The following is an 18368-nucleotide window of genomic DNA, read 5'->3' as shown; positions in this document are numbered from 1 at the left end:
CTACTCAGTCCTCCATTTCTCTTTCTCTTTCTCAGTAAGTTGTATTTGGATCCTAGTCGTTATCGCCCCAGTCCTCAATATCCCTTGTCCTCTAGAGCTCTTGATGATGAATTGTATTTCCTCGTCACTGAGACGCATTAAGTTCTTTAGGTCATCAAAGGCCTCTTTCTCTTGTTTAAGGATAAGTTTGTTATTAGCTAGCTGGAATGCCTCCCTGCTATATTGGTTCATGTTGTAATGTTGTATGAGCTGGGTCATCGTGATTATGCTGGTCCTCAATGCCCTAGCTGTCCTGTAGATTATTGCAATAATTTGAGCGATAGAGGGATACTCAAATAGGAAGTGAGCCTCATCGACCAAGATAAGTTTCTCAACATCTCTAGGGAGCTTATTTATGTAAGCGTATAACATTAACATGGTAGACGCTAGCCTCCTCTTCCTAGCGTCATCAGTCTTTAGCCCTAGGATTACAAACTTCTTATTCTTCAGATCAACAGGATTCCCAGCAAACACATACTTATCAGCACCACTCACTAGGTTGAGGAGGAAGTTTTCTAACTTCCTGTATTCTGTAGCATGCTTTCTCTTTGCTAAATCTTCTAAGTTGTCCATTAACTCATTCAAGTCCTTAGCCCTTTCTAGTTGTGATATTAATATACCTCTCAGTTTTGCAGGTATCCCATAATTCTCGATTACGAAATCAGCGATATTTCCTGAGCTTACGACATTATCATAAACTAACTTTACAGGGTCTAAACCTAGGCTATCACCATCTTTGAAGACCACATTAAAATCAGCCTCATTTTGGAAGAATTGATTGTAGTTTGCCATTGGGTCAACGACTATTACTATCATGTCGTTGTTAAGTTTCCTCAGCCTATCTATTAGAACAGCACCAGTAGTAGTCTTCCCTGCACCTGTCGTTCCTGTTATTGCCCAATGAGGGTTCTGTCTACCGTTTACGGCTGAGTAAGGATTAATTACTATGGGGTTGCCCTTCTCATCAGTTCCTAGGAAGATCCCGTTAGGCTCTAAAATTTGAAGCCCTGCTAATGGATAGAACTTTGAGAGGCTTATATTGCTGCTTATCCTATATCCTACTTTACTCTCAAGCTCGTAAAGTTCATGCTGAGCACAGCAGGGAGTATCAACTCTAATTCCTAATTGCTGAACCTTTTGTGCTAGCTCTTTTGTTATAGCCTCAAGTTCATTTTGTGTGTGGGCATGGACTATAAATAAGAACCTAAACTGAAGTGGTATTGCTGAAAGCTCATCTATTTCCCTCTTTAGTTGCTGAGATGTTGCCACCATTTGCTCGATCTGGACGCTTGATGAAGCATACCTACTCATCCTTTGTTGTTTTAGTACTAATGTTGTTAAATACGACCTCACTTTCATTTCATCTAACTTCTTAAACTGCAGGACTATTTCGAGTCGTTTAGGAATATTCTTTAACTCAAGAAGACCTAATGCACCTTCAGGGATGATGGTGCTGAAGGCATATGAAACCAATACCCTAGCAAAGCCATCGCTTGTTTCAACATATTTTGCATACTCTTTCTTTACGTTAGGTCTTTTAATTTCATCTATAGTTTCGAGGTTTAGGTCTTTTTTTTGTTGCTAGCACGTATGTGTTTGTAATTATGTTAAACCTAGAACCTTCAAACTCGAAAATGCCTGGTTCTCTAGAGATATAAATGTAACCTTCATCTGCATTTGCAAGCAGAATTGCAAGTTCTCGTTTTTTTAGATCCCTATCCTCTTCAGAGAGAAGGAAGAACGGCACAGGCTCCAAACGATAGAACTTCAATTTTTTTGTAGTTAACTGGGGAGTTTTTTGAACTTTCTTTAAACTTAACATCGCTTCTCGAGATACTGCTTTTTAAAAATGGATAAGATGAGGAAAAGTGGATAGGAAGAAAATAGTAGGGATTATATTTCTTGTGCTATTCTTATTTCCAGCATTACTTAGCGGAGGTAACATAATAGTTCGTGCACAAGGAGGAGGCGGAGGATCTGGAGGCCTGTCAGGATTCATTACTACACTTCAAACAGCACTTCCAGTATTGTTGTTATTATTAGCTATATTAGCGAATAGGTATGATCAGAGATATGCCCTTACGTTATTTGCTGCAAGTTTAATCGTGGCAGGGGCGTTAGGAATATTGAATATAAATACGCAACAGTACGGCGTAAGTATAGCATTAGTTCAGCTTAATGTCCAGGTGTCAGGACCTACTGACCTATATCTAGATCCGGTCACGCATACGGCAACGGCGACGTACTATGCTACATGGAGCCCATCAATGCCAGCGTCTATAGACTGGCTAGTGTACTATAACGGTTCGGTAATTCTTAACCAAACTACTACATTAGGACAGATAACAATTACTTTCACAGGAACAGGAAAGTACATAGTTGTTGCAATAGTTAGTAATCAACAGAACTTTGCGCAGGGTGTTGGAGTATTAACAGTTACTGTAAGTAATCCGCCTGGAATTCTCGACTGGATTACAAACGCTATAACAAATGCAATAACTGGCGTTATAAACAAATTAACAGCAGGCTTCCAGGCGCTCATTTATCCATTGCTACAACTGTTCTCGACGCCCCTAGACTGGCTGTTGTACTCGCCTGCACCGAGCCAGACGACACAGAGTTACTTCAGCCTCGTGCAGAAATTCAGCGTGGGCCTAGCGTTACTGTTCTTAGCGTTCTCAGTGGCCTACAACGCGTTCACTGGGGGCTATTACGACCTTGTCGACCTAGCACAAGATATAATCTACAAGCTAGGCGTATGGGGGCTGTTCACGAGCGCAGGGCTTACTATCTATACGTATGCGGCGAACTTCATAAACGCGATAATCTACTCAGTCGCAGGGCCTAATCTGGGGATAGCTTCAATTTCGCTCACCAGCGGGACGATATTGTACACAGCATTGACGGGAGGACTAGCGACAATTCCGTTCTTCGCCAACGACATCGCCTATCTGATTTCATGGCTTATGATCTTCATATTTCTCGCCCTGGCCATAGCTACGTTTAGATGGAGCGTGATGCTAGCGATAGTCTCTCTAATCCCACTTTTAGCGTCCCTTTGGATCTTCGAGTGGACTAGAAAAATAGCATTCATGGCGATTAATTTACTGATCAGCATGATGCTAGCAGGGCTTATACTCGCTTTCACTTTAGCAATACTTGTCAGTTTTGGCCTAACAGGTACTTTAATGTTATTCTTACTACCTGTTGTACTCGGTATCGAGAGTATATCTACTATCGCACTGTTAGCATTTGAGCTGAGTTCAGGAAGTGGACTAGTATCAAAAGTACACTCTAAAATCCAGTCACAAATAGAGAAAAGTCAACATTAATAAGGACAAGAAGAGGAAAGTTAGTACTATTTCTTATTAAGATTTAAGATATAGTTTTTTGAAAGCTTCAGCCATATTTATTGGATCCAAAACATATCTAATCATAACCCTCTCGCCGTTCTTGAGTACTACAACCCAATCCCCTATAGTTTTAGAGGTACCAGCAAGGTTAAGGCCGTATGCTGAAATGCTTTGCACATTCATTGGCACGATGTCTTGTATTTCATCCCATCGAATTCTTTTCTCTACCTTTTTGCCTGTAACTATCCCATACCCTCCAGTAAATAATCCCTCCTCGTCCCAGTACCACTTTTCATATGTGAATGCTCTGCCCATTCTTTCAAACGTGCCTAAGAATGAATCTAATGATTTCTGGTACGGGTAGGGATTCAGACACCTGTCTTGTTGTGAGTACGCGTCAGCCACTCTGTTCTTAATTTTATCAAACAGTCCCATAATTATCCATTCTCTTTCAGAAATTTAAACCTTAAGCTCTTCTTGAGCTATACCTTATTTTCCCTTTAGCTCCCCCTCAAATTCAAGGTGAGCTTCCCTAAATCTTAGGGCTAGCTCAACGCCAGCTAAACGTTTAAATTTTGCAACACAATAATTAGCTTATGTTTGTCGTAAAAGCAAAAGACCCAAAAGATATAATAAAATTGGCTAAGCAGTACAGCGACTACCCGATGGAGCTGATTTTATACATAAATAACCCTCGGGTCATAGGGGGCTTAAGGCTAAAAAGGAAAGTTGAAATAATAAGAGCTGATTGATCAGAGGATTGATCACAGTTTTCCGTAAATGCTTCTCAACAATTCTACTATTGTTATACCGATAACCAGAGAGATTATGAGTAAAAGTGCAACGTTACTTGCTATTACAGAGTGACGAAAGCCTCGCCCTTTAGGGCGGGGAGGAGGTCAGTGAAGAAGAAAGAAGACGCAACTACATGTAAAAAAGCTCAAAACATCAAGTTAAACCTTGTTTTTACATAATTTAGTTTATTGTACGGGTCATCAACATTAGGTATTACTATTTCTCTGCCGTCTTTCAAGATTACTCGCCAGTCGCCGATCTCTTTGTAGACTGGCGATAAGATATTCAAAGTTAGACTAGGCCTATTGGCTACGTTTTCTTGCCTTACATTCATAACGATGACTGACTTAACTTCGCCCCAGTCAGCGACTTTCTCAGCTACTACTATATCACCACCTTTTCCTAGGAACCTCTGCTTCGCTGTCTTGCCTCTCTTCGCTAAGAAAATGCCCTCCTGGTTTACTGCGTATAGCCCTTGCATCACTCTCGAAGTAAATAATTGATACCTAGTCTGGAGCTGATTCAGAAATACCAATTCATTGTATCTAAATTCTCTTTCCATTCCCATAATTATCTATTCTATTCAAAAAATTTAAACGTTTAGCTCTTCTTGAGCTGGCGTTATTTTTCCCTTTAACTCCCCCCTTAAACTCCCGGGGAGTTGCCCTTAATTTTAGGGCTAACTCACGGATAGTTAAACGTTAAAAACTGAGAAGTTAATAATAGCATATGTATGTAATCAAAGTGAAAGACCCTAAAGAAATAGTAGAGCTGGCGAGAAAGTATAAAGGATATCCTATGGAGCTATTGATCTATCTTAACGACCCGCAGAGTGCTGGAGGTCTGAAGTCAAGAAGAAAAGTAGAGCTCATAAAATCTGACTAGATCTTCCCGTAAATGGATCTAAGGAACTCTATAATTGCAACGGCGATAACGATAGAGACCGCGACCAAATACATCAGATTACTTGCTATTGTTATGAAGTCTCTAGCAACTAAAATGAGCAACACGGCAAGGGTCGTTCCGCTTACCCCTGCCCTTATTACCCTCTTCTTGTACATCAACATTTTTTGCTTATACTTTGCAATTATCTCGCTCAAGCTCACGCTCTTTTTCGTAGTCTTCCCCTCTACGATCTTCTCTTTCTCTTCTTTCAGCTTCTTCTCTTTCTTCTCGCTAGGTGCTATTAGGTTTAGCAAATAGAACTTAACGAAGTGGTAGACATACTGGAACTCGTCCATACTCTTTTCGTCATACGTTATGATGTAAATTGCTGGGATCAGCGAAGCCATTGCAATAAGTATGCTCTTGCTGAAGAATATTAACGCAAGCAGTGCACTAGGGAAGATTACTGCCAACTGTTTCAGACTGACCTGCTTAATCCACAACGGGAAGCTCTTCTCTTCGAGTGAGCTGATAGTATAAATCCAGCCGATCCGCTCTTCTTTCATTCTGTTTCCACTTTACCAGCTTTTAAAAACAATACATTCTGAAGCAAGATGAAGCTACTAAACAAAATAGTGTCGGCAGTAAGGAAGGGCGCCATAAAAATAGCAACCCCAGTGCTCCAGTACAGGAAGGGCAACCACGACGGAGCGATGGGAGGGATACTGGCAGGCCTAGCGATGTTAGGGGGCTCGATAGCATCTACGTTCGACAGCTCATTCAAATCGCTACTGGGCAACGACGCTTCCTATATAGGCGACTTCCTGGGGATACTTGGGTTTGCCGCCCTCGTCGGAGGCATAATGGAGTACAGGAGGGTAAGGAGCTTAAGGAGGAGTTAGCCATTAAGTATGTCTCTCAGAAATAAAGTTACAATGTTTTTTTGCAAATAGTCTTCCCTCATTCTTACCCAATCAGGTGGATGGTTTTCTAATATCCATGCGTAAAGCCTCTTCAGTCTACTTTTAGGTCGTGGCTTAGGATCATTGAACTTAAGGGGCTTACCCACCGCTTTATCTGCTTTATACTCCAAGTAAACCCCAATGGCCTTAATCGTAAAGGCCAGTGGAATAAGGAGCAGAACATTGCATGACGCCACCCACGGCGCTAATATTAATCCTAAATAGTATATGTTGACTTGTTCAACGTGGCCCAACTCATGCTTAAGTATAGTTTCAGGGAGGTCTCTCTTCAGAAGGATAATTTTCTTCTTGAGGAGTAGAGTGTTTACATATATAGCGTTCTCTTCGCCCCTATCAAGTAAACGTACCTCTACATTATTAATACGATACAAGTATACACTATTCTTTACAAGCCTATACATCGTAGCCTCATAGAATACCATTAAAGAAATTGACATCAATATGGTAAAGTAAACACTTACCATCATCTTATCCAGTTTTAAAATAGTATAGTTTGAGTAAAAATGAGAGCCTTAGGTCTATTTGTATTACTTGTTATATTATTAGGAATGACAAAAGAGCCACAAGCCTCGCCCTTTTAAGGCGGGGTAAAGATTTTTATTTGTGAAAGGAAAGTGTTGTTGTGTAGAGGGAAGCCCATAAGGTAAAAGTTAGTCAGGTCAGCCAATATATGTGTCCCTCTACACATGCCCTCTATACATACCCCTGAGTCCCAAGGAGGGTGGAGTGAGGGTAACCTCACCCAAGGGATAGGGGTAAAATGGCTGAAGACCCAGCCAGTGGTCTACCGCTGGACGAGCGGAGCGGGGTGGGTTCTGCCCACTAGCTGTGAAGCGATGAAAATGAAGGTGGTAAACCACAAACCTATGAACCGCCCTAGGGGAACCCTCGCCCTTTAGGGCGGGGAGGAGGTCAGACCCCTAGGCTTTCTTACTACTTCAACGTCGTGGTAAGCACAATATCTAGAAGTATTATATTCCACAACTAGGAACGTCTTTATACCGTACTCATGAAGCTTGTTCATTATAGCCTCGATGAGTTTGCGGTAAGACCATATGTTCACAGTAAACTTATTGCCCTTGTCCTGAGAAATAAAGTATGGGTAGCCTAAGTACACCGTCGAGACACCGAGGTTCCATAACGCCTTAGCTAGGTGTGACGCTAAAGTTCTGTAGTAATGAAGAAGTCTACGGTATAGTTTATTGAAGAGCCTTTTCCTCTCTTCTAATACCTCTTCCCTAGCCTCTACTTCTTGGATCTTCTCAGCCTCACTCTTCAGTCTGTCCAGCTCAGCAATCTTCTTCTGGAAGTAGAAGTAGTCACTCTTAACAACAGAGCCACGGTAAAAGAGAACGGTACCATCGTCAACTATGACGGTAGCCAGCATGTTAATACCGAGATCGACAGACGCTACCTTGTTACCTTTAGGTGAGGATATCTGTATTTTACCCCTCTCACCGTGAATAATGAGGGAGTCCTTTACTAGTTTACCACTCCTCTTAGCTACGACTCTGCCAACGTCAACTGGTATGTATGCATAAAACCTGTTATTAATAATATGAATTTCTAGCCTACCTTGTACACCAGACCACCTAAGACGCCCTGAGAATGGTATTTCCATCTTCCAGTCCTTTAAGATTAAGGCGTGTCTTTCTTCATCGACCTTATAGCGGTCTTGCCTAACCACAAGGATCAGCTTCCTCTTTCCGTCTTCTTTCCAATAACCGGGTGGTGAAACATGGTTCATGAACAACGGTAGCTTATCCTTGTTCTTCAGTAGCGAAAAGAACGAAGACCAAGCCTCGTTGTTTTTTTTTTGAAGAACGGCCTGAGCGTTTACTCCTAGTACCTTCTTGTACTTCTCATAGTACTTCTTCCACGTTCCGTTCAAGTCTACTTTCTTTCCTTGGAAGAACTGCTGTCTTCTCTCTTAAGTGATCTCGTTCCACATCTTTACAGTTACATCTGCTAGTTTCCTCAGTTTCCTCTGTTGGTATCCGTTAGGGAACAGCCTTACTACGATTGTACGGACACTACCCTCTGGTATTGCGGGAGTAATGATCGGCTCCCACTCCTCATCTTTACGAAGTTCACCAGAGGGGAGTGCCACGAAAGAAAAGGTGCTTCTTAGACTTAAAAAACCTTTACCCCGCCTTAAAAGGCGAGGCTTTCCTCATTTTGTAATATTATTACAATCACGATATTAAAGATAATAAAAATAAGAAAGCGAAAGATTTTCAAATGTGTTTTTACAGAAGTAGAATTGGCGGGGCGGGGTCTGGTGATGAATGGCTGACACGCAGATCCGATGAAGAGTCCACCTAGGCTGACCCGCCCCACTATTATTCTTATCTTCTATACTTAAAACTTTAACGAATTATCCTCATGAGAAGGTTTACTTCTAGCCTTTTCCCTTTCCTCAGCTTCCTTAATAAGCTCGTCAAAAAATCTGTCAAGTTCCTCCTTGCTCTCAAAGATTATGTCAGTTTCCTCTTCACCTTCTCTCTTTACTATTTTCATATATGTAAACTCATTGGGAGTGGATAAAAAGGATTTGGATGAGGTGTTAAATTAACTCCATAGTTTTCTATTTAGTTTTGAGGAAGACTCCATCTTTAAATAAATACTTAAAATGAAAACATCTAGTTGGTGATATACTCATGGACACTGTTGACAATTACATCCTTGCCCTCCTTAAGGTGGCAAAGGAGGAAAATGCTGAGGTAACTGCTACAAAGCTCCAGAAGATATTCTTTTTGTTAGAAAAGGAGGGAGGAGTTAATCTAGGTCTAAACTTTGAACCATGGTTGTTTGGACCATACTCAAAGCTACTCCAAGACCGTATTAACAGTCTGATTGAGCTCGGTATGGTCGACGTTGAGGAAGAAGAGGTCAAAGACGTCATATCAGGGCTCACCATAGGCATAAAGAGGAAGTATGTACTAGCAAATGACGTCAAAGTGGATAATGTAAGGAATGAAATCATACAGTTCTTCAAGGAGTGGGTATCCAAGCCCAGACAGGAAATACTAACTTACGTTTACAGACGTTACCCTGACTACACTAGATACTCTGTAATAAGGGATAAGGTGATTAGGGGAAAACTTATTGGGAACGCGTAAGAAGAGGTCGATCTTTAACAACTTTGTTAGAGATGGCATAGGTTTTTTTGAAGAGGCCCAAGCGGCGTATGATAGGTTACAAAACAAGGCTGAAGAGGTAAAGGATGTCCGTTCTCTCGAAGAGAAAAAGATGTTTAGTATAGCAAGGGCCTATGAGGCCTTCTCAAAGGCTTTGCTTTCTACTTATGGCACTATTATACTTATACCAGTTGCAATATTTTCTGTGAATTCAAATGCTAATCTGAGGTTTCCTAGACATCTTCAGAGAATAGAGAACTCTTTTAGAGAGTTAATTAGGCAGGGAACTTCGCCTAAGGTCATAAAGAAAAAGCTGGGCCACGACCCTGTAGGAGGATCTAAGATAGTGGAACTACTTAGAGCCTCTAGCGAGTTGTTAAATGAACTGGGGCAGACCGAGTTAAAGAAACTGTTTGACGATATAAATAGATTCATAGAGAAGCCTCCCAAAGATAGAAATTATAAAGAACTTCAAGACCTAAGAAAGAAAATTACAGTTTCATTTACGCTTAGAGAGTTAAGCAATGAGGTAACTTCCCTATTGGAAGAATGCTTACTGTCCTATCCTGAAGAGTCTGCTGAATACTGTCAGGCACTGAGCGAAAAGGATAAGAAAGTTTTGAAAATTTTGTTAGATAAACCTTACCTTTTGGATCAAATTCTAAGCATAATGGATTTAGGCGTATATGAGCTCCTCGACACTCTACTATATACGGCATATTTAGCGCATGCCGCAAGCGGGATTGCTGCGTATTCCGAAGGTAGGGAAGATGTGGACGAAAAATACTTAGAAGAACTTAGGGATCACCAAAAAGAGATGCTTGATAACCTAAAACACGTTAGTGATGCCTTATATGAAATAGCGTACAACGATGAGTTTGACGAAGTCTTAGCTGATATTGAGGAAAAGGCTAGGTCTTTGCTAAAGACTGACCAAGATGAGGAAAAATAGGAAGCTTCTGACAAAGATGAGACAAGCCTCGCCCCTCAGGGCGGGCAGGAAGCCAGACGAAAACTGTTCATGATTATCTGGAGGATTGGGTCCCATAAGGAGGTTTGCGGTCGGGATTAAGCTCATAATACTTCTTAATAAGTAGTTGTCTAAACTCCTCTAGATCTTCCTTGCTCTCAAAGATTATGTCTACTTCCTCTTCACCCTCTCTCTTCTCAATCTTCATATGTGTAAACTCATTGGGAGTGTATAAAAAGGATTTGGATGAGGTGTTAAATTAACTCCATAGTTTTCTATTTAGTTTCGATGAAGACCCCGTATTAAAAAATAAATGCTTAAAGTGTAAACTATATTTTAGTTGGTGGCATTTATGGACACTGTTGACAATTACATCCTTGCCCTCCTTAAGGTGGCAAAGGAGGAAAATGCTGAGGTAACTGCTACAAAGCTCCAGAAGATATTCTTTTTGTTAGAAAAGGAAGGAGGTGTTGATTTAGGATTAGGATTTGAGCCTTTTTATTTTGGCCCTTACTCTGAGTATCTGCAAAATAAAATAAACAAGCTTATTGACGCAGGAATAGTGAGCGTGGAGGAAGACCCGGTGGAGGATATGATAACTGGCTTTGTGGTAGGAGTGAGGAGGAAATATGTATTAGCTAAAGACATGGAAATAAAGGGAGTAGACAAAAAAGTATTGGACTTCTTTAGGGAGTGGGTAAGGAAAAGTAGGAGCGAGATTTTAAAATACGTCTATTATCGTTATCCTGAGTATACCAGTTACTCCATTATACGGGATAAGATATTGAGAGGGAAATAAGGCTGAGTCAGCCTAGCAGGAAGAAGTCTCTGTTTTACAGTTATATTAGGGATGCAATTAAGAACGCAGAAGGTGCGATAGCCACTTATGAGTACCTTAAAACCAAGGCCAGCGAGATAACAGATGTTGAAGCTTTGGAGGAAAAAAAGATAGAGGACATAGCGTCTTCCTATGAGAATTTCTCTAAGGCTTTTTTGGCCGGCTATGGGGTATTAATACTACTCCCCGTCTCTATTATCTCTGTTAGTAATAAAGCCCACTTAAGGTTCCCTAGGCTAGTTCAGAATGTCATAAACAGCTTTACCAACTTAGTAAAGGACGCTGTAAATGAAGAGAAAATTGCGGAAAAACTTAAACATGACCCTATAGGGAAGTCCCATATAGCTGAACTTCTATCTACGACTAGCAAGCTGATGTTTGAGCTAAAACAACGAGAACTAGGAAGGTTATATAGAAGAGTAAAGGAATATATAACTAAACCACCTGAGAAAAGAAGATATGACGAATTGCTTAATATTAGAAAGGATTTAGTAAATAGTTTCAGTCTGAGGAATCTAAACGATAGAATACTTAACTTGATGAGATTGTGCTTACTTTCACCACCAGAGGAGGCTGAGGGATACTGTAAGCAATTGTCTGATGAGCAAAAACTGATAATCTCTACACTCATAGATGAACCTTACCTACTAGACCAAATACTGAGCATGCTAGACCTTGGTAATCAAAAGTTGTTTGATTACCTTCTTTATACAGCGTTTTTGACAAACGCTTACATAAAGAGGTTTACTAAGGGTAGAACTGATGAAGATTGGGAGTATTTGAAAGATGTAAAAGATCATCAGAAGGAAATATTAGAAAACTTGGTAGAGCTTAAAAAAGAAATAAGTAAGCTCTATAAGTCGGACGAGTTTGACGAATATATTTCTGAGGTAGAAGAAAAGGTCAGATCTCTGTTAGAGACCAACCAAGCTGAGGAAAAAGAAAAATAGGCTGAGGCTTAACATTACCCTTAAAAATCTAGTCTCAGACTAGCCTTTTCCCATTTTTATGAGATCATGGTCTTGGTCTTCCTTAGCCTGATGAAAAACCATTTTGAATTAACTCCCCGGTTGACTGAGAAAAAATTCAACTATGGTCATTCTAAAGGACAAGAGTCTTACCTTTAGGTCAGTCATCTCAGTATATTTTATTAATTCAGTTTTGTAATTATATATATGTCTAATGAGGAATGCTCTGAAAAAGTCGATATACCAAATTGTGAAGAGTTTAAGGAGTATCTTAAAATATGGCGTTGTTGTTTTAGACGTGATGATAAAGCGTATTTTAGAGCCTTAGATGCTGTAGAGAAAATTAGAAATGAGAATGATGAAGTAAACTCTAAAACAGCAGCGCAGGAGTTAATCAAATTCCTGCAGAGCTGGCACGTTTTAAGTGCAAGTGACATTAGCGAAAGCGAAGATAAACTTGCAAGTGAGATAAGATATATCAAGTTCGATTTATTGAAAGACCTTTCTAACAAAAGACTATGCGAAGATGAGAATCTTGAAAAATATGAAGATATAATTAAGAAGGCATACAGACGTCTGGATAATATAGAAGGAGTTGGCCCAACTGCTACATCGAAAATACTGCATATACTTTTTCCAAACTTCTTTGTGATGTGGGATAGATGCATAGCTGAGCATTACATACGTAAGTCATATAGTAGGGTCAATGAGGGCGACTACTTCTGTTTCCTGAAGAAGATGTGCCAATTAATCAGAGAGATAAAAAATGCAAAGATATCGAGAATTTTATGAAGACAAAAGATGAAAAGGAAAAGACCATAACAAAACTAGCAGACGAATATAATTGGCCGAAATTCACATATTGTAATGAAAAGTGCCAAAACGACTATTAACCTGATATATTTTTAAGAAATGAAAGAGACCTCTCAGGGTGGGGAGGAGGTCAGTTATGTAGGTGATGAGGCCAGCTTATTTAATATTTCTTCTAGCTTTACAACTTTCAAATTAGAATGAATTAGGTCCCTCATCTCTTCAGCGTAATTCCTATGATCGTTGTTACTGCTAGATTTTATGAAATCATTTAAGTTATTTAAGAGAGATTCCTTTATTGTGGCTAAGTCATAGTCATTGCTTATAAGAGTTATACTTTCACAAACACCACCCTTTAACGCCAGAAAAATTTCAGAAAAGAGTGTCGAGTCAATAAGGCCTATGTTTTTTACTTTTCCAAACGCACGCATAAATATATTCAACTTCATAAGCTCTTCAGAAGAACTACTGATAGATATTAAACTAGGAAATAATGAAAACTCATTAGATATTCTGCGAATTAAATATTCTTCTGAATCTTTTATCCTATTCTCTGTAAGTACAAAATCTTTAATTTCTGACAGCCTTCTATTTATAAGCTCATTACGAAGTTTAGAGAAAAGCCTCTTTGCGAGGAACAACCTGATGCCTGGAGTAGTATCAGGATAAAGCTTCTTTCGTGTATTCTCAAACAGCTCATCAAAGTTATCCCTAATCCTATCTAGTGCTTTATCTCGTTCTTCTATAGAGAGGTTATCCCAATTAATCTTCTGCATTTCCAATATAAGTGAATTTCTTAATATTGCAAAGGACCCAGCTGTTATTTCAAGAACTTCAGTCTTCACTGTATTGGGTATGTAAATCTCGGAGGACCTACCCTTCAAACTTTTGACTAGTTTTTCGGCTTGTAGATGCCTATTCTTATCCATAAAGTCATAGAAGTAATCAAGGAGTATATTTGTGTCTAATGCAAAACATTTATCCAAAAAGTGCCTCACCTATAATCTCACTGTACTTATCCTTAATTGTGGAAGGTTTAGCAAAAATGGTTATCAGGTAAGTTAGGATTTCATAATCTAATTTATCCCCCTCCAAGTATGCAATTATGGGGTAAGAAAGAACAAATATGAGAGTATTTGTCGTTGACATTAAAGCTCTCAGCTTTGCGTCATCTCTAGCCTTTAACCTTTCTACTGTCTCGTAACGCCTAATGTTCTCTACTAGGTCAGTTAACAGTCCTAGGAAGACCTTGTAGTAGAACTCCATTATGGTGTTAACCCCCTCCCTCTCTTCAATGGTCCTCATGAACTCCTCTTTCGCCTTCACAAGCTTGTCCAGTAGCCCATAATATTTGCCTAGCCAATACTCCTTATACTCCTCAGCAGGGAGGTTCTCTAATAATTTATAAAGATTATCAAGCTGTTGTAATTTCGCTGGGTATTTTTTCATGAAGTCCTCTATCTTAGTAAGATCGTCAATATCTAGTGTCGTTAAATAGCTAAACAGACCAGACATCACTTCTAACGTGCCGTTCTTTAACTCCTCATCGTCAAGTAACTTCTTTATCTCTTCATCTACCTTTTTTACATAGTCTTGAGGAATCCCCAATGACCGTAATTGTACTCCACTTGGCTTAAACAAGTAAACTTGCTCAATAGAATTCCTAAGTTCTACTGTTAAAGACATTCTAAGTTAACTTGATGTAACCTAACTATTTATGTCTTATGCTTTGTTTAAAAAATAATAATTGTAAAAACTTCTTTATCAATCGAGAGAAATCTAAACTCATATCAGCTGCAGCTGAAACTTAATTTAATTTTTTAGCTACAATTTTGAAAAATGGGACGTAAAAGTAAGGAAGGATCCTATCCTCAAACTGACGACGTGGGATAAACTGAATAAACTCCCCAGTTAAATGAGAGAAATTCAACTACTATTATTTACTACTACTCATGCACAAGTAGCAGATTTTACCCATAGCCTATACTCCTCTAGCTGGGTCCAAATGCCTTTTTGTGAGCCTCCTTCTTATCGCTTTTTCTAAACTTTTTCTCAAAAATAAATCTAAAAGTGCAATTTAGCAAGACTTTAGCAAATCTTTAGCCTAAATGTAAAAGAGTGTAAAAGTTTGAGTTTTTGTTTTAGAGTTTTAGATTAAGTAGTAGTAATAGTGTTAGTTATATTTGTTTCAGTTTACAGTTACTTTTACAGAAACTGATAAGTTAATTGAATATAGGACAGGACCAAAGCAGACTTTTACATTTTATTTTTCTCAGTTAACTGGGGAGTTAACTATACTCTATATTATGTCGTCTTAATGTAGAGAAGAGAGGGCATGCAAAGTGTAGCGGAAGCGTAGGTGTTCCCTATCTCTTCGTGAGTTGAAAGTAATACGCATGTGAAGGGATGAAGGTGAGAAAGTTGGAGTTGGTTAGCTTCTGGGAGCAAGACCAGAAAGGCGAATACTTCGAGAAGGAGGACTCCGTTACAGATTAATGATATTCATTAAGCTGGTTGTCTATGGTAGGGATGACACCTACGATAATTTAATATATGTTATTGAGATTATTCTTTATGGAACAAGAGGAAAATATAAAGGAAAAAGTTAGGATGATGTTTGTGCAAATGAGTAAAATCGACTTCACCCCATTGTTTGAACTGGATAGACAATTGTCAGCTAATCCGAGTCTAAGGTCTGAATTCGTAAAAGATCCACTAAAGGTTGCTGAAATATACGGCTTTAAATTACCTGATAGCCTAAAGGAAGAAGGTTTCCATTTACGCTGTATAGATACAGATAACAGATATTACCCATCAGAAAAGGTTCCGCTATCGAACAGTTGCAAAAGAATGAGGGTAAAGTACCTTGGGCAAGAGCGGAAGTCAGGTTTGGAGCAGCTCCTGGTTGTTTAGCACTATGTGGAATAGGGATGTAATATGGAAACCTTGGATGAAATAACAGAAAAAAATGAGGAATGGCTTTCTATTCTCAACACAGCCATAGATAGATTAATTATAAGTAAGGATTCCTTCCTAACATCACTTTTAAAATCACTACCGCCAAAGGAAAAGATAAATTTTACTTTCTATTTACTTCCTTTTACTGAAACTGAAAAAGTAAAAACAGAATTCAGGGTTCCAGAGAATCTAAGATTGATTGCGTCAAGCTACTGCTTGTCATTCGATCACGTAGACATAGTCACTATGGAAGATATGATCATATCAAAAAACATTGTCAGTAAAATAGGTAAAACTTTAATTTTGGGTTGTTTAGCAAAATTTGAGATAAGAGGAAAAGATTTAAAAAATAATACAGTTGTGGCCCATGGAATCATATTTGATCCTGGTTGGTCAATACCGATAAACATAAATAATGTTAAGGGTCACGATGTTCTATTCACATGGGGAAAAGAAAAATTTATCTCGTTTATTGACAATAGAAATTTCGTCTTATGTAGAATCTCATGGAAATAGATACCTTTTTCATATTATCCTAATTTCTATAGCCTGACTTCCTCCCCGCCCTAAAGGACGAGGCTTTCGTCACTTTGTAACATAAATTTAAGGACGTAGACTTATAGATGGGCTGTCTGAAATTATCAAAGCTTGCCTTGGGTAAGCCTGTAAATTAAGTAACCCATTAACCCCAATGCGAGAAGTGTTTAAAGCCAAAAATGCTAATTTTTAAGGGTATAGAGGAGCAAGGATATAGTGAAAAGCTAACAATTTCCGCCTAGCTTTTGTATGTAGCCCCTAAGGATATTAATATTGCCCTCTAAGGTAGTAAGAATCCATTGGTTAGGTGATTGTGGAGGGTCAGTTGGCAAACCTGTGGCTCTCTGCAATAACGCCTGCCACTTCACTATTAATGAGTTCACGTTAATGAGAGTATTTATGTAATTATTTAAAATATTATTATAAAACACGTCCATCTTCTTACATATACTTTTTATTGCAATTAATATTTCGTACGGTCCAGGCTCCCTAATGTCTTTATCGATTTCTGACCTAATGTAAGACAAATGTTCAGTTGCTAAGTTTAATTTAGCCTTTAACAGTTCTACTTGGTCTCTAGTTAAATTGGTATTCGTTGTTATGTCGCATATGTCTATAGGTATTTGAGGTGAGACATTCCTATAGCTGTTAAGATAATCTACATAATCAACACATCTAGCTTCATCAAAATGTCCTCCCTGGATTTGCTGTTGACTTTGTGCTTGTAAATCATATCCAAAAAACGTAAAGAACATTCTTAAATGTGTTCTGTAAGATTCTACCATCGCATTTCCAACGTATGGAATGTCATAATACTTTTGAACATTCGGATTAAAGATCAAGTTTACTAACATGTCAAGTTCATAATTCAGGTGATGCAAGTTCAAGAAGAAGTCCTCAGTAACATAATTCTCGATATCTTCAAGTTTGATTTCAATGTTGTTACAATTAGGTTGATTATTACAATTAGTAACTTTAGTAAGGCTTCCATTATTATATACGATACTTAGTTGAGCTACTTGCACTCCTTGTATACCTTTTGAGAGATCGTCCACAACTGACCGCTTTATTTTTACTTTTTCTATGCCTAGATTACGATCTTTGATAAACTCTGCAGTATAATCATCATTTTTACTACGATTATTTATTCTAATGTAAGCCAGTTGGCCGTTTGACTGCTTTAGAATATCCTGTAGAAAGTTTGGTAGAAAAGTATCTATAATCTTCCTAATTACTGCCCTTCTGACTATCCTAGGAGGATCTGGATTACTGCTACCAATGAAAACTCACCTCTAATATTCTTTAAGTTAAAAATCAAATATAAACTGTAAAGTTGTTTTTCATAAATTATGCCCTCTAATTTCTCTAGAAGACTGTAGCTAGCTAAACTCCTTAGAAACGTTGGTGATTATGATTTTTCTCTATTTAAAAAAACCATGGGTATCGGTCTTGGATCCAATCTGCTATTTTAAAGCCTATCTCAAGAAAGATGAAATTAATAGGCCAAAAAAGGATAAATAGGCCACCGATAATTAGAGCGTAGAAAACGACGATATTAGCATAAGTTTCTACTGATATCGCTATTGGGTTAAGGACAGACGTTACGAAATGAAGAAATTGTTGTCCTAAAAGTATACAAGCAACTATAGATTCTAGTAGCGAATAAATAGTTACAAATATAATTTTATGCTTATATAGATCCATAGGAGCTTTATCGAACACGAGTTTTTAAACATTTCAATTTATGTATTATGTAAAAATGTTTTACGTAAAGCATAAAGCTTTTAAGGTATTATGAGTAGATTAGTAATTGAAATGAGTATAAGGCATAAGGAACTAAGTGAGATAGAACAGAGGGTTCTAAGGTTTCTGCTGAAAAACGACGGGACCGCCCTGAGCGATATCATTGAGAAGACACGTTCTAGTCCAAATTCTGTCACTTCCGCTCTACGTGAATTAATCGAGGTTGGACTTGTAGAAGAGAGGAGGGAAGAAGTGTTCCCAAGGAGGCGCTTCCTATATCTTACAGGAAAGGGAAAGGTAGTTGCGAAGAAGCTAGACGAGATATATAGCCTCCTAGAAAATTAAGGAA

The 18368-nt window shown here is 38.6% G+C and carries 25 protein-coding genes and 1 pseudogene; 13 read left to right on the top strand and 13 right to left on the bottom strand.

The window, feature by feature from the left end:
- Both SACI_RS02475 and SACI_RS12165 read right to left on the bottom strand, forming a co-directional pair.
- On the bottom strand, positions 1–1512 hold the full coding sequence (locus SACI_RS02475) for a helicase HerA domain-containing protein (RefSeq protein WP_230937877.1): 1512 nt from the start codon (positions 1510–1512) through the stop codon (positions 1–3).
- 70 nt (positions 1513–1582) lie between these two features.
- Positions 1583–1795 (bottom strand): hypothetical protein, encoded by a 213-nt coding sequence (locus SACI_RS12165; protein WP_230937878.1) that lies wholly within the window; start codon positions 1793–1795, stop codon positions 1583–1585.
- 112 nt (positions 1796–1907) lie between these two features.
- Between SACI_RS12165 and SACI_RS02470 the strand changes: the two genes are divergently transcribed.
- Positions 1908–3371, top strand: a complete 1464-nt coding sequence (locus SACI_RS02470) for a hypothetical protein (RefSeq protein WP_011277421.1) — start codon at positions 1908–1910, stop codon at positions 3369–3371.
- 36 nt (positions 3372–3407) lie between these two features.
- Here SACI_RS02470 and SACI_RS02465 read toward each other — a convergent pair whose 3' ends face one another.
- Positions 3408–3827 carry a hypothetical protein gene (locus tag SACI_RS02465; RefSeq protein WP_011277420.1) on the bottom strand — a complete coding sequence of 140 codons (420 nt, stop codon included), beginning with the start codon at positions 3825–3827 and terminating at the stop codon, positions 3408–3410.
- Positions 3828–3988: 161 nt separating this feature from the next.
- Between SACI_RS02465 and SACI_RS12035 the strand changes: the two genes are divergently transcribed.
- Entirely contained in the window at positions 3989–4144 is a 156-nt protein-coding gene (locus SACI_RS12035) for a hypothetical protein (RefSeq protein WP_011277419.1), read from the top strand.
- Positions 4145–4332: 188 nt separating this feature from the next.
- Here the strand turns inward: SACI_RS12035 and SACI_RS02455 are convergent, their stop codons facing one another.
- Positions 4333–4755 (bottom strand): hypothetical protein, encoded by a 423-nt coding sequence (locus SACI_RS02455; RefSeq protein WP_011277418.1) that lies wholly within the window; start codon positions 4753–4755, stop codon positions 4333–4335.
- A 161-nt stretch (positions 4756–4916) separates the two neighbouring features.
- On the opposite strand from SACI_RS02455, the gene SACI_RS12030 reads away from it, so the two are divergent.
- The gene (locus SACI_RS12030) at positions 4917–5072 is read left to right on the top strand and encodes a hypothetical protein (RefSeq protein ID WP_011277417.1); all 156 of its coding nucleotides are present in this window, start codon (positions 4917–4919) and stop codon (positions 5070–5072) included.
- Here SACI_RS12030 and SACI_RS11495 read toward each other — a convergent pair.
- Positions 5069–5575, bottom strand: a complete 507-nt coding sequence (locus SACI_RS11495) for a hypothetical protein (RefSeq protein WP_147127836.1) — start codon at positions 5573–5575, stop codon at positions 5069–5071. The genes SACI_RS12030 and SACI_RS11495 overlap by 4 nt on opposite strands.
- A gap of 111 nt (positions 5576–5686) precedes the next feature.
- Between SACI_RS11495 and SACI_RS02440 the strand changes: the two genes are divergently transcribed.
- Positions 5687–5974 (top strand): hypothetical protein, encoded by a 288-nt coding sequence (locus SACI_RS02440; protein WP_011277414.1) that lies wholly within the window; start codon positions 5687–5689, stop codon positions 5972–5974.
- Here SACI_RS02440 and SACI_RS02435 read toward each other — a convergent pair.
- Positions 5971–6522, bottom strand: a complete 552-nt coding sequence (locus SACI_RS02435; RefSeq protein ID WP_230937879.1) for a conjugal transfer protein — start codon at positions 6520–6522, stop codon at positions 5971–5973. The genes SACI_RS02440 and SACI_RS02435 overlap by 4 nt on opposite strands.
- Positions 6523–6750: 228 nt before the next feature.
- On the opposite strand from SACI_RS02435, the pseudogene SACI_RS12360 reads away from it, so the two are divergent.
- Positions 6751–6954, top strand: a pseudogene (locus SACI_RS12360) (transposase); the annotation flags it as partial.
- Here the strand turns inward: SACI_RS12360 and SACI_RS02425 are convergent.
- The 3 genes from SACI_RS02425 to SACI_RS12025 all read right to left on the bottom strand — a co-directional run bounded on the left by SACI_RS02425 (position 6951) and on the right by SACI_RS12025 (position 8575).
- A complete protein-coding gene (locus tag SACI_RS02425; RefSeq protein WP_011277412.1) occupies positions 6951–7946 on the bottom strand; it encodes a transposase in 996 nt (331 codons plus the stop codon). The pseudogene SACI_RS12360 and the gene SACI_RS02425 overlap by 4 nt on opposite strands.
- A gap of 39 nt (positions 7947–7985) precedes the next feature.
- Positions 7986–8165: a hypothetical protein gene (locus tag SACI_RS02420; protein ID WP_011277411.1), complete on the bottom strand. Its 180-nt coding sequence runs from the start codon at positions 8163–8165 to the stop codon at positions 7986–7988.
- 251 nt (positions 8166–8416) lie between these two features.
- The gene (locus tag SACI_RS12025; protein WP_011277410.1) at positions 8417–8575 is read right to left on the bottom strand and encodes a hypothetical protein; all 159 of its coding nucleotides are present in this window, start codon (positions 8573–8575) and stop codon (positions 8417–8419) included.
- Positions 8576–8715: 140 nt separating this feature from the next.
- Between SACI_RS12025 and SACI_RS02415 the strand changes: the two genes are divergently transcribed.
- Both SACI_RS02415 and SACI_RS02410 read left to right on the top strand, forming a co-directional pair.
- Entirely contained in the window at positions 8716–9177 is a 462-nt protein-coding gene (locus SACI_RS02415; protein ID WP_011277409.1) for a conjugal transfer protein, read from the top strand.
- Positions 9164–10147 (top strand): hypothetical protein, encoded by a 984-nt coding sequence (locus tag SACI_RS02410; protein ID WP_011277408.1) that lies wholly within the window; start codon positions 9164–9166, stop codon positions 10145–10147. The genes SACI_RS02415 and SACI_RS02410 overlap by 14 nt, the downstream gene beginning before the upstream one ends.
- Positions 10148–10220: 73 nt before the next feature.
- Here the strand turns inward: SACI_RS02410 and SACI_RS12020 are convergent, their stop codons facing one another.
- The gene (locus SACI_RS12020) at positions 10221–10373 is read right to left on the bottom strand and encodes a hypothetical protein (RefSeq protein ID WP_011277407.1); all 153 of its coding nucleotides are present in this window, start codon (positions 10371–10373) and stop codon (positions 10221–10223) included.
- 144 nt (positions 10374–10517) lie between these two features.
- Here SACI_RS12020 and SACI_RS02405 point away from each other — a divergent pair, with 144 nt between their 5' ends.
- The 3 genes from SACI_RS02405 to SACI_RS02395 all read left to right on the top strand — a co-directional run bounded on the left by SACI_RS02405 (position 10518) and on the right by SACI_RS02395 (position 12763).
- The gene (locus SACI_RS02405) at positions 10518–10964 is read left to right on the top strand and encodes a hypothetical protein (RefSeq protein ID WP_011277406.1); all 447 of its coding nucleotides are present in this window, start codon (positions 10518–10520) and stop codon (positions 10962–10964) included.
- A 134-nt stretch (positions 10965–11098) separates the two neighbouring features.
- Entirely contained in the window at positions 11099–11953 is an 855-nt protein-coding gene (locus SACI_RS02400) for a hypothetical protein (RefSeq protein ID WP_011277405.1), read from the top strand.
- A gap of 225 nt (positions 11954–12178) precedes the next feature.
- The gene (locus SACI_RS02395) at positions 12179–12763 is read left to right on the top strand and encodes a hypothetical protein (protein WP_011277404.1); all 585 of its coding nucleotides are present in this window, start codon (positions 12179–12181) and stop codon (positions 12761–12763) included.
- Between the two features lie 155 nt (positions 12764–12918).
- Here SACI_RS02395 and SACI_RS02390 read toward each other — a convergent pair whose 3' ends face one another.
- The gene (locus SACI_RS02390; RefSeq protein ID WP_011277403.1) at positions 12919–13767 is read right to left on the bottom strand and encodes a hypothetical protein; all 849 of its coding nucleotides are present in this window, start codon (positions 13765–13767) and stop codon (positions 12919–12921) included.
- Positions 13760–14467 carry a hypothetical protein gene (locus SACI_RS02385; protein WP_011277402.1) on the bottom strand — a complete coding sequence of 236 codons (708 nt, stop codon included), beginning with the start codon at positions 14465–14467 and terminating at the stop codon, positions 13760–13762. Before SACI_RS02385 ends, SACI_RS02390 begins: the two co-directional genes overlap by 8 nt.
- An 888-nt stretch (positions 14468–15355) precedes the next feature.
- On the opposite strand from SACI_RS02385, the gene SACI_RS02380 reads away from it, so the two are divergent.
- Positions 15356–15694 (top strand): hypothetical protein, encoded by a 339-nt coding sequence (locus SACI_RS02380; RefSeq protein ID WP_015385441.1) that lies wholly within the window; start codon positions 15356–15358, stop codon positions 15692–15694.
- Positions 15695–15718: 24 nt separating this feature from the next.
- A complete protein-coding gene (locus SACI_RS02375; protein WP_011277400.1) occupies positions 15719–16255 on the top strand; it encodes a hypothetical protein in 537 nt (178 codons plus the stop codon).
- 245 nt (positions 16256–16500) lie between these two features.
- Here the strand turns inward: SACI_RS02375 and SACI_RS02370 are convergent, their stop codons facing one another.
- Entirely contained in the window at positions 16501–17331 is an 831-nt protein-coding gene (locus SACI_RS02370; protein ID WP_011277399.1) for a hypothetical protein, read from the bottom strand.
- 739 nt (positions 17332–18070) lie between these two features.
- On the opposite strand from SACI_RS02370, the gene SACI_RS02360 reads away from it, so the two are divergent.
- Complete coding sequence (locus SACI_RS02360; RefSeq protein WP_011277397.1) at positions 18071–18364, top strand: winged helix-turn-helix transcriptional regulator; 294 nt, start codon at positions 18071–18073, stop codon at positions 18362–18364.
- Positions 18365–18368: the final 4 nt, after the last annotated feature.

This window comes from Sulfolobus acidocaldarius DSM 639 (genome assembly GCF_000012285.1).
Lineage (GTDB): Archaea > Thermoproteota > Thermoprotei_A > Sulfolobales > Sulfolobaceae > Sulfolobus > Sulfolobus acidocaldarius.
Note: the sequence above shows the minus strand (reverse complement) of the source record. Positions and strands in the feature narration are given on the sequence as shown.